Source organism: Brevibacterium picturae, from assembly GCF_030453725.1.
Classification (GTDB): domain Bacteria; phylum Actinomycetota; class Actinomycetes; order Actinomycetales; family Brevibacteriaceae; genus Brevibacterium; species Brevibacterium sandarakinum_A.
In genome coordinates, this window is record NZ_JAKDJU010000111.1 from 1 (window position 1) to 10,045 (window position 10,045).

8 protein-coding genes are annotated in these 10,045 nt (G+C 61.1%); 5 read left to right on the forward strand and 3 right to left on the reverse strand.

Annotation, left to right across the window (positions count from 1 at the left end; all coding sequences use genetic code 11):
- Nucleotides 1-182: 182 nt before the first annotated feature.
- Nucleotides 183-569 (forward strand): cupin domain-containing protein, encoded by a 387-nt coding sequence (locus L0G76_RS11105; RefSeq protein WP_029417126.1) that lies wholly within the window; start codon nucleotides 183-185, stop codon nucleotides 567-569.
- A 38-nt stretch (nucleotides 570-607) separates the two neighbouring features.
- Here L0G76_RS11105 and L0G76_RS11110 read toward each other — a convergent pair whose 3' ends face one another.
- Nucleotides 608-2,245, reverse strand: coding sequence for a sigma-54-dependent Fis family transcriptional regulator (locus L0G76_RS11110; RefSeq protein ID WP_180957348.1), 1,638 nt, complete (start codon nucleotides 2,243-2,245; stop codon nucleotides 608-610).
- Between the two features lie 284 nt (nucleotides 2,246-2,529).
- Between L0G76_RS11110 and L0G76_RS11115 the strand changes: the two genes are divergently transcribed.
- Together L0G76_RS11115 and L0G76_RS11120 are read left to right on the forward strand one after the other, a co-directional pair.
- Entirely contained in the window at nucleotides 2,530-3,621 is a 1,092-nt protein-coding gene (locus tag L0G76_RS11115) for a zinc-binding dehydrogenase (protein ID WP_009883506.1), read from the forward strand.
- 74 nt (nucleotides 3,622-3,695) lie between these two features.
- Nucleotides 3,696-5,207: an aldehyde dehydrogenase family protein gene (locus L0G76_RS11120; RefSeq protein ID WP_009883507.1), complete on the forward strand. Its 1,512-nt coding sequence runs from the start codon at nucleotides 3,696-3,698 to the stop codon at nucleotides 5,205-5,207.
- A 191-nt stretch (nucleotides 5,208-5,398) separates the two neighbouring features.
- Here L0G76_RS11120 and L0G76_RS11125 read toward each other — a convergent pair whose 3' ends face one another.
- Nucleotides 5,399-6,139 carry an N-acetyltransferase gene (locus L0G76_RS11125; protein WP_029417128.1) on the reverse strand — a complete coding sequence of 247 codons (741 nt, stop codon included), beginning with the start codon at nucleotides 6,137-6,139 and terminating at the stop codon, nucleotides 5,399-5,401.
- A 214-nt stretch (nucleotides 6,140-6,353) separates the two neighbouring features.
- On the opposite strand from L0G76_RS11125, the gene L0G76_RS11130 reads away from it, so the two are divergent.
- The gene (locus L0G76_RS11130; RefSeq protein WP_009883509.1) at nucleotides 6,354-7,550 is read left to right on the forward strand and encodes a pyridoxal phosphate-dependent aminotransferase; all 1,197 of its coding nucleotides are present in this window, start codon (nucleotides 6,354-6,356) and stop codon (nucleotides 7,548-7,550) included.
- A gap of 328 nt (nucleotides 7,551-7,878) precedes the next feature.
- Here L0G76_RS11130 and lgt read toward each other — a convergent pair whose 3' ends face one another.
- Entirely contained in the window at nucleotides 7,879-8,802 is a 924-nt protein-coding gene (gene lgt, locus L0G76_RS11135) for a prolipoprotein diacylglyceryl transferase (protein WP_009883510.1), read from the reverse strand.
- A gap of 96 nt (nucleotides 8,803-8,898) precedes the next feature.
- Here lgt and L0G76_RS11140 point away from each other — a divergent pair, with 96 nt between their 5' ends.
- Nucleotides 8,899-9,837, forward strand: coding sequence for a LysR family transcriptional regulator (locus L0G76_RS11140; RefSeq protein WP_009883511.1), 939 nt, complete (start codon nucleotides 8,899-8,901; stop codon nucleotides 9,835-9,837).
- Nucleotides 9,838-10,045 lie beyond the last annotated feature (208 nt).

Genomic DNA, 10,045 nt, shown 5'->3' on the forward strand with positions numbered 1-10,045 from the left:
GACTGGGTCAGCCAATGGGAGGCCTCGCCGTTGAGGTAGGACATGGAATCAGTTCTATCCCACCGCTGGAGCTAAGTAAATGGTTGCGGGGTGGCGTATTGCCATATGGAATCCGTGCGGCCCTGGGATGGTTTCATAAATCACGGAGCGCGATCGATCCGGCTGCTGGATACACTGATTCCATGAGCGCAATGGAGCCGATCAGCACCCACGACTATTCTCTCGACCACGGGCCCATCGAGGACTGGCAGCGGGCGGATGCGACTGCCTCGGCGACGGGAAGAAATACGGCCCCGGACGCAACTACCGCGTTCGCAGAGCTGGGCACGATTGCCGGAGCCGAATACGGGCTGTGGGAGATGGGCGCCGGGGCGATGCGCGACGTCGAAGGTGAGGAAGTCTTCCTCGTCATCAGCGGCACCGGCCGGATCGAGTTCGACGAACCCGCATTGGCTCCGGTTGAATTGGGACCGGGGTCGCTGGTCCGGCTTGAGGACGGGATGAAGACCCGCTGGTGTGTCGACGAGGCACCGCTGCGGAAGTTGTTCATCGCTCCGAGCGAGGGCTGAGCCGAAGCCCAGAACACCGTGCCGCGGGCTTGTCGGTACTAGTACTCGATCTTCAAGCTCCGCAGACGCCGGTAAAGAGTCGTTCGGCTCATTCCCAGCGCTCGGGCGGCCTGGTTCTTGTTGCCTTCCGCAGCTGCCATGGCTTCGACGATCGCCGCGCGTTCGGCCCGATCCAATCCGAAGAGAGGCTGATTCTGATCGCGTCGATAGATTTCGGGCAGGTCGGATAGGGTGATCTGCCCGCTGGCTCGCTCGGCCAACACCTGCATGAGGACTTTTCGGAGCTGCACTAAATTGCCGGGCCAATGTGCTCGGGCCAGTCCCTGTGATGCGGTTGCAGAGAATGTGAAGCGTTTCTTGCTGGCAATCTTCTGCGCCATCGCCTCGATGAGGATCGGAAACTCGGCTACTCGTTCTCTCAACGGGGGGAGCTCCACGTATTGATCTGCCATTGACAGAACCGAGCGAAGACGCCCGTCTGCCTCTTGAGCGTGAGAATCCGCGGTGATGACGATTCGGGCACTGGAAGCATCGTCGCTGACCAGCTGGCGGAGAAAACTGAGCTGTGCCGTCGGCAGAAGATCGATATTGTCGATGATGAGTGCTCCGGTGGTGGCGCCCACTGCCTTCTGCAGACGTTTGGACCACACCTGAGCGCCAGCAGTCTGTAAGTCAACGCAATCGATGAGGGTGGGCTCGAGAGGGCGGGATGCCTCGCGGGCCGCGCTGGTTCTGCCGGTGCCCGGCTCTCCGACTACCGCGACTGAGCCCGAACGCCCCTGCACCGCTTTCAAACGGCCTCCCCACACGTCTCCGGCCATATTCGCGCGTGGGCGACCGCGAGGAATCGTCGCCTTCTTCTGCCACAGAGGGTGCAGCGTGAGAATTTCTCCGCCGGATCGAATGTAACGGATATCCACTGCGACGAGGCGGTCGGAGGCGACTGCGATGGAAGCCTGGGACGAGCGTGCGAGGCGTGCCTCGGCAATCGTGCTCCGGAGCACGCCATAGTCGATGTGTTCGAGAAGCCCCTCGGCCTTCTGATTGCTCATCACGGTCTCATCGCCGATGGCACAGACCGCCTGATCTGTGCCTCGGGAAGCCTGGAGGAATTCGGACATCAGAGAGTACTCGTCGTGATACGTGTTCTGCAGGAGCTGCTGCTCGATCTGATGCACCATCGTTCGGCCGAAACCCTCGAGCAGAGAAGTAGTCGATTCGGTCGGAGCGGTGACATTGAGCGCGCCTTCGAGCCTCTTGCTGCCGGGGTGGATGATGGGGATGCCGAAGCAGGAGAAATCGCGAAATGCTTCGACGAAGTGTTCGTCGCCGTCGACGGTGATTCCGCGACCTGTCTCCAGTGCGGTTCCGATGCCGTTGAAGCCGAGCTTCTCTTCGCTGAGGTCTGCGCCGGCAATCAGCCCGCGTTGTTCGACCTGCGCCCCGATCCGGGACTGTGCTCCGCCGACCGTCTGCACGAGAAGGCCCGAACGATCTGCCACCAGCAGAGACAGATCCAACCCGGCGAGCTCATCGCCGACAGCGCTCAAGGTGGCGCCTGCGGCGCGAAGCAGCGCGGTTTTCGCAGGGAAGAGGTTCGTCGTGTCTGTGAGGTTCTCCGGAAGAGAGTCGTGGGTGACACCACACAGCTGCGAGCGCTTCCATGCAAAGTCCACTTCGCTTCTGCGCGATGTAACTTGCGGCACGTGACCTCCAAGGGCATAAGACTTCTTCATCTCGTCGTGCTTTTGAAACCTATCTCACAAGAGTGTCCGGCACAAGCAGTCCGATGATAGGTCCGAAATGGACTGGCGCAGCTGAGCAGGCGGACGTATGCAGAGTGTTTCATATGTGGACGCTTGTTCATATCGGTTCGACCCTAGCCTGGACAAGAGCCATCGCACCGTTGCAGCTCGCAGTGGTCGATGGTCCACATCAGAAACCGAGAAGGGAAATTCCGATGAAAGCATCATTGGCCACCGAGGTGGGCGGCAAATTCACTACCCACGATATACAGATCGACGACCCCCGAGGGCGCGAAGTGCTCGTCGACGTCAAAGCCTCAGGGCTGTGCCACTCTGACCTCCACCTCATCGACCACGACTACGGAATGCCACTGCCAGCTGTCGGCGGTCACGAGATCTCCGGAGTGGTCAGATCTGTCGCATCCGGGGTGACGAGCATGAAAGTCGGTGACCACGTCGTCGCCTGCCTGATCCCATTCTGCGGTGCCTGTGCCGAGTGCCTGGCTGGCCACAGCACCTTGTGTCTGAACCCTGCCGCCGTCTCTCGTGGGGAAGATGAGAGTCCCCGGATCTCCTTCGCCGATGGGTCTGCGATCGCTCAGTCGGTCAACGTCGGCGGCTTTGCCGAACAGGTGCTTGTGCATGAGAATCAGCTGGCCGTTGTCAATAACGAGATTCCATTCCCCCAGGCCGCACTTCTCGGATGCTCGGTGGTCACGGGTGCCGGTGCTGCGATCAATACCGCTCACATCCGACCCGGCGACACAGTAGCGGTGGTCGGGACCGGCGGAATCGGCCTCAACGCCATCAGCGGTGCCAGGCTCTGCGGTGCCAAGAACGTCATCGCAGTCGATATCGTCGACAGCAAACTTGAAGCGGCGAAGAAGTTCGGCGCCACCGATGTCATCAATTCGGCTGAGACGGATGCAGTGGCTGCCATCCAAGAGCTGACTGGGGGCGTCGACCATGCCTTCGAAGTCATCGGAATCAGTGCCACTCAGCGACAGGTGCAGGAGATGACTCGTCCGGGTGGAACTGCCTACCTCATCGGAATCGCCCCTCCCGGTGCCACCACCTCGTTCGACTCATCTCTGGCTGATCTGTTCGCGCAGAGGAGCCTGCAGGCCGTGCTGATGGGCTCGACCAACGTCAAACGAGATATAGCGCTGTACGCGGACATGTACGTCCAAGGTCGATTCGAACTCGATGGCCTGGTCACCCGCGAGATCTCTCTGAGCGAGATCAATGAAGGCTACGAGATGCTGAAGAAGGGCGAAGTCATCCGCTCCATCATCACCTCATTCTGAGGCGAATCGAGAGTGTTTTTCGGACGTTACACGAACACAGACTGGCCAGCAGGGCCGGTCGGAGAGAGGTCATCATGAGTCCAACAATTGAGACCCGAACGACGGTCCAGTCACCCCAGATCAGCAAGTTCCTCAAGCAGCCTCAGAAGATGCTGATCAACGGCGAATGGTGTGACTCCGTTTCCGGGCAAACCTTCACCACCTATGATCCCGCCACCGGGGACGTCCTCGCTGAGGTTCCGCGAGGAGGACCGGAAGACATCGACCATGCGGTCAAAGCGGCCCGCACCGCCTTCGAGGAAACCTCTTGGGCTCGGCTGCGGCCCAATCTGCGCGAAGATCTGCTGTGGCGGATCTCCCAAGCGATCGTGGAACGAGTAGAAGATTTCGCGGAATTGGAATCCCTGGACAACGGCAAACCGATCGGCATCGCCCATGCCTTCGACGTGCGCGCCGCCGCAGACTGCTTCCGCTACTATGCAGGGTGGCCGTCGAAGATCCAAGGAGCAACGAACAACCCCTCCATGCTGTTGGCTCCGACCGAAGTCGAATTTCATTCCTATACTCGGCGTGAGCCTGTTGGGGTCTGCGGTCAGATCATTCCGTGGAACTTCCCGTTGCTCATGGCCGCGTGGAAGATCGCTCCCGCGCTCGCCACTGGTAACACTCTCGTCCTCAAGCCGGCAGAGCAGACACCGCTGACAGCTTTGCTCCTCGGCCAGATCATGGTTGAGGCCGGTGTCCCTGCTGGAGTCGTCAACATCGTCACCGGGTACGGGGACGCAGGAGCTGCACTGTCGGGTCACGAGGATGTAGACAAAATGGCATTCACCGGCTCGACCGAGGTCGGAAAGAAGATCGTCAACGCAGCTTCAGGCAATCTTAAGAAGGTGTCGCTCGAGCTCGGAGGCAAATCTCCGAACATTGTCTTCGAAGACGCGGACATCCCCAGCGCTGTGGGTGGGGTCCTACAAGGCTTCACGCTGAACTCGGGCCAGGCGTGTGAAGCCGGTACCCGAGTCTATGTGCACGAAAAGATCTATGACGAGTTCAACCAAGCCCTGGCCGAACAGGTGCGGACCTTGAAGGTAGGCCCGGGCAACGATCCCGAATCTGCGATCACTCCGCTGGTGTCGGAAGAACAGCTGAACAGGGTTGTCGGCTACCTCAATGCGGGTAAGGAAGAGGGAGCGCACGCGTTGGTGGGCGGCAATCGCCACGGCGATTCAGGCTACTTCGTGGAACCGACTGTCTTCACGGACACGACCGAAGACATGTCGATCGTGCGAGAAGAGATCTTCGGGCCGGTTGCTGTCTCAATTCCTTTCTCCGACGAGAGCGAAGTGATCAAGGCTGCCAACAAGAGCGAATACGGACTGGCGGCGGGACTGTGGACCACAGACCTCAGCCGGGCACATCGAGTCGCAAGCAGGTTGAATGCCGGCTCGGTGTGGGTCAATACCTACCATGCACTCGATAGTGCACTTCCGTTCGGCGGGTTCCACCAGTCGGGTTGGGGACGTGAGCTCGGGCCTGAGAGCATTGAGCTCTATACACAGGTGAAGTCTGTGACTATGGCGCTCTGATTCCGTGCAGCTCCAATGAGACAGGTCCGTTGTCAGGTTCCGCGGTTCACATCGGCACTGTCTTGCTGAGCGCACAATTCGACGCAGAGCCGCCATCGAAAATTCTTCGTTGGCGGCTCTGCGTATGTGATGTCTGCGCCGAAGAATCGGATCGTCAGAATGCAGAGAGCCTGAACCAAGGGACCAACCCTTTACACTCTGGTACGGTGCCGCACCCACACGTTCGGCTCGATGTAGACCGCGTTGCCGTGCTCGATATCGCAGAGCACAGGTGTCAGCGCCCCGGAAACCTCGACCGGTCCCGAGGTATCCATAGGCAGACCGGTCCAGTTCCGCCATTCCTCAAGAGTTCCGGCGATCACCATCGAGCGGTGCGCGATTCCCTCGATCGTCCCGCCGGCGCGAATATGGGTGCGCAGCCAGGGGTCGACGGGCAGCCCGTCCTCCCTCGTGCGATAAGCGTAGGAAGGCATCGGATCGTGGATGTCGTTCTTGCCATTGGGGCGGACCGGAACGACTACCTCGGCGAATCCCTGGTCCTTTGCATGCTGTCGTAACGCGTCGAGGATCCTGCCGGACAACCCCAGCCCTTGTTTGTCAGATCGTACGAAGATCTCGAGCGCGGCCAACATGTTCGGCACCTCACCTAGGACCTTCGTCTGGATTCCGCGTCGGATCGCCCCGTCCCATCCGTCTTCTGGCAGGCGCTCACCTTGGAAAAGCAAGGGGATCGCATGTGCCTTGCCCACGATCCCGTCCGCCGAGGTGTGGGCGATGACTAGGTGATCGGCGAACTGGGCGAGAATGTCCCGATGATAGTAGAGGTTGCCGAGAGGATCGTGCCGGATAAATTCCGGCCACGTATTCTCCAGGTTGAGGAGCTCGTCTTTGAGGTCCGGGCGCTGAGCCAAGGTGGAAACTGTGAGATTCATGGTCGCCAGTCTAGGCAGCCTTCCAAAAGCGTTCCTCGGCATCGACCTGTGGTTCCTGGTCGTTGGGCGAAGCGGATTGGCCCTGAACTGACTGTCCGGTCGCCGCTGACATTCGAGGTTACGGTGATCTATCGTGAGGGAAGAGACGAAGATCGGGCGGTGTGAGTACACCGCTCACCAGGACCGTCATCCCACCCGTTTGAAGGAGCCGACAATGAAGACCGCTCAACGCCTTGGCAATCTGGGCACCGAGACCTCGTTCCGGGTCGCCCAGGACGCCGCCGAATGGAAAGCCCGCGGCAATGAGGTCTATCCCTTCCACCTCGGCGATCTCAATTTCCCCATGGCGCCCCACATCGTCGAGGCGATGGACAAGGCGATCCGGGACGGCAAGACCGGCTACTGCCCCGGCCCCGGAATTCCGGAGCTGCGCGCGGCACTGGCTGACGATATCGGGAAACGACGTGGCGTGACGATCGACCCCGCCGAGGTGGTCGTCACGACCGGTGGCAAGCCGGTGATCACGAAATTCCTCCAGGTCGTCATGGACCCCGGCGACGGCGTCCTCTACCCCAGCCCCGGGTTCCCAATCTACGAATCCCAGATCGAGTACCTCGGCGGAAACGCGCTTCCCTACCGGTATGTGCCCACCGCCGACGGGTTCGCCATCGACCTCGACCACCTGCGGGCCTCCATCGATGACAAGACCGTAGCCATCATCTACAACGACCTGCAGAACCCGATCTCGGCGGAATCGACCGAGGCCGAACGCGAAGCAATTGCAGCGATCGCACAGGAGTTCGACCTCTGGGTCCTCTCTGACGAGGCCTATTTCGAGATGCGCTACAAGGGTCGGTCGAAGTCCATCGCCGCACTTGAGGGCATGCGTGAGCGCACCGTCATCCTCTACACATTCAGCAAGAAATTCGCGATGACCGGGTCACGGTTGGGCTGCGCGGTCGCCCCGCGTGAGATCGCCGAGGTGATTTCGACGCTGAACACCAACGACGAATCGTGCACCACTCACTACGTCCAATGGGCAGGCATCGCCGCTCTGCAGGGACCGCAGGACGAAGTTGGTCGGATGCTCGAGGTGCTGCGCAAACGTCGCGACGCCACATGCTCGATCATCAACTCAATCCCAGGCATGAGCGTGGCCGTTCCCGGCTCGACGTTCTATGTATTCCCTGATGTCACCGAGGCGATGGAAGCCAAGGGGATCGCGACGTTGTCCGAGTTCTCCACCGAAGCCCTGCACAACACGGGAGTCTCCTTCTGCACCCGCGAGCACTTCGGCAGACGGCAGGACTGGGAAGACCGGAGTTACATCCGCCTCGCCTACTCGGGCATCGGCGAGAACGACATCACCGAGGGCCTGGGTAAGCTGCGCGACTGGCTGGCGCAGGGGTAAGGGCCGGAGCGAGGAGTCCTCGCTCCTGTCTCTGCTCGAGGCGCAACACCGCAGGCGCAACAGCCGGGCGCTGCAGCGGGTGCAGCAATGCCGGCGCTCCAGCGGGCGCATCAGCGCAGGCGCACGGCGTGTGTGCACGGGGTGTGCGCACGGCGCACGGCGTCCCGGGCCTTCCCGCAATCCGTCATAGTGGACTCGCGTGCGAAAAATCGCCTTGGGTCGAACGCGCGTCCACTATGACGGGGGTCTGCAGTCCACTATGACGGGGGTCTGCAGTACGCAGTGATATGGGCGAGGCCCGTCGTCGGCCGGGTTCTGCGAGATCTGCTCAGTCCGCGGGTTCCGGCTCAACTTCCCGGCCCTTGATGAACGGAGACTCCTCGGGCTCGGGGTGGCGCAGCCTTTGGACTCCGATGATGAGGAGACCCAGGGCAACAGCGCCGATCGCTGCCCATACGTTGGTGCGCAGGCCGAGGACGACGAAGCTGGGGTCGAGACGGATGGACTCCCACACGATGCGGCCGGCGCCGTACCAGACGAGATACATGCCGAAGAGGCGTCCCCACTGGAAGAACACGTGGCGTCCCAGCCACATCAGGACCAGCGCGCCCAGGCTGTTCCACACCACTTCGTAGAGGAACGTGGGGTGGAAGAGAGTGTCGACGGGCAGTCCTGGAGGGAAGGCCGAATTGTTCGGATCGATCTCCAGACCCCAGGGCAGAGTCGTCGGCTGACCGAAAAGCTCCTGGTTGAACCAGTTGCCGAATCGTCCGCAGGCCTGGGCGAGAATCAGCCCGGGGGCGATGGCATCGAGGAGCGTTGAGAGTCTGATGTTGAGCCGGCGACACATGATCAGCGCGCCCAGGGTGCCGCCGATCAGCGAACCGAAGATGGCGATTCCGCCCTCCCAGATCGCCCACACGGAACCGGGCTCGAAAGGGTTCCACGGATTGCGCCCAGGGCCGAAGTAGTCCGTGTAATGGGTGATGACGTGATAGATCCGTGCGCCGACGATGGCCATGGGGACGGCCAAGGTCGCAATGTCGAGGACCTCCCAATCGGGCACGCCGCGCTTGACCAGCCGGTGGTTGGTCAGCACGATGGCGATGACGATGCCGGCGAGGATGCACAGCGCGTAGAAGTGGATCGTCAGGGGGCCCAAGTGGAAGCTGGAGACGCTCGGACTCGGGATGGAGGCCAGAATGTCGTGGGGCAGCGTGGGCAGGTCATCGACCGCAAGGTTGGCAAGCACGATGCAAGTCTATTTCCTCGACCCCCTGAAGAGACATTCCATTGGCCGTGCACCGATTGAGAGGTGTCTGTGCCGTCGAGTGGGATGATTGCGTCTATGGCCCTCGACTTCACTCTCGTCCAACTCCGGTACTTCCAAGAAGTTGCCCGCAGGGAGAACATGACCGAGGCGGCCAAGCATCTCAACGTCACCCAGTCGGCGATCTCGACGGCCATGGCCCAGCTCGAGCGGACCCTGGGCATCGACCTGTTCATCCGCCAGAAGAATCGTTCCGTGGTGCTCTCACCCGCAGGCAGACGCTTCCTCTTCGAGGTCAATCCATTCCTCGAATCCTCCGACGCTCTGGGAGAGACCGCGCACGGACTGGCCCAGTCGCTGAGCGGCAATCTCACGGTCGGGGTCTTCTCGCCCATCGCCCCGACCCGACTGCCGCTCATCCACGCGGAGTTCGAGAAACGCTACCCCGACGTGAGAGTCAATTACTTCGAAGCCGACCTCCATGAACTGCACACCGCGGTCATCGCCGGGGAATGCGATATCGCACTGACCTACACGCTGGGACTGACCGAACGCTTCGATACCTACCTCATCGACGTCGTCCGGCCGCACGCCCTCGTCTCCCTGGAGCACCGCCTCGGCGGGGGAGCTGATGGGCCGCGACCCATCCATCTGAGCGAGCTGGCAGAGGAGAACTACATCCAGCTCGATCTTCCGTTCTCACGGCAGTACTACGACGAGCTCTTCCGCATCGCCGGGATCGCTCCGAACGTGCGACACAGCTTCGCCGGCTACGAGACCGTGCGATCCTTCGTCGCGATGGGGCACGGGTATTCGCTGCTGAGCCAGTCCGTGTCCTCGGGAACCTACATCGGATCGAAGACCGTCGACGTGCCGCTGCTCGATGACTTCCCCAGCATCGACCTCGCCATGATCTGGCCCAAAGACGTGCGCCTGAGCAGACGGGCCCGCGCATTCAGCGAACTGACGCGGGAGATCCTCGGTTCGAATGAGAGCGAAGAGCCACTCATAGATTGAATTGATCCCGGGCTTAGAAAGTATCTGTTGGACTGATGGCGTGGTCCAGGTAACAATTGTTCCCACACTTACGGATACGGCGAGGGAGAACTCATGGCCGCAACACAACCGGTGGCGACGACGTCACGGGAACCGACCGGCAAGTCAACGAGTATGCAGAAGAAGGTGCTCGTCGGCGGCAGCATCGGCCAGTTCGTCGAGTTCTACG

Bases quoted from the DNA above. Each gene is read 5' to 3' on its own strand.
- L0G76_RS11130 (WP_009883509.1), top strand. From the start codon at position 6,354: ATGAAGACCGCTCAACGCCTTGGCAATCTGGGCACCGAGACCTCGTTC.
- L0G76_RS11105 (WP_029417126.1), top strand. From the start codon at position 183: ATGAGCGCAATGGAGCCGATCAGCACCCACGACTATTCTCTCGACCAC.
- L0G76_RS11140 (WP_009883511.1), top strand. From the start codon at position 8,899: ATGGCCCTCGACTTCACTCTCGTCCAACTCCGGTACTTCCAAGAAGTT.
- L0G76_RS11125 (WP_029417128.1), bottom strand. From the start codon at position 6,139: ATGAATCTCACAGTTTCCACCTTGGCTCAGCGCCCGGACCTCAAAGAC.
- L0G76_RS11115 (WP_009883506.1), top strand. From the start codon at position 2,530: ATGAAAGCATCATTGGCCACCGAGGTGGGCGGCAAATTCACTACCCAC.
- L0G76_RS11120 (WP_009883507.1), top strand. From the start codon at position 3,696: ATGAGTCCAACAATTGAGACCCGAACGACGGTCCAGTCACCCCAGATC.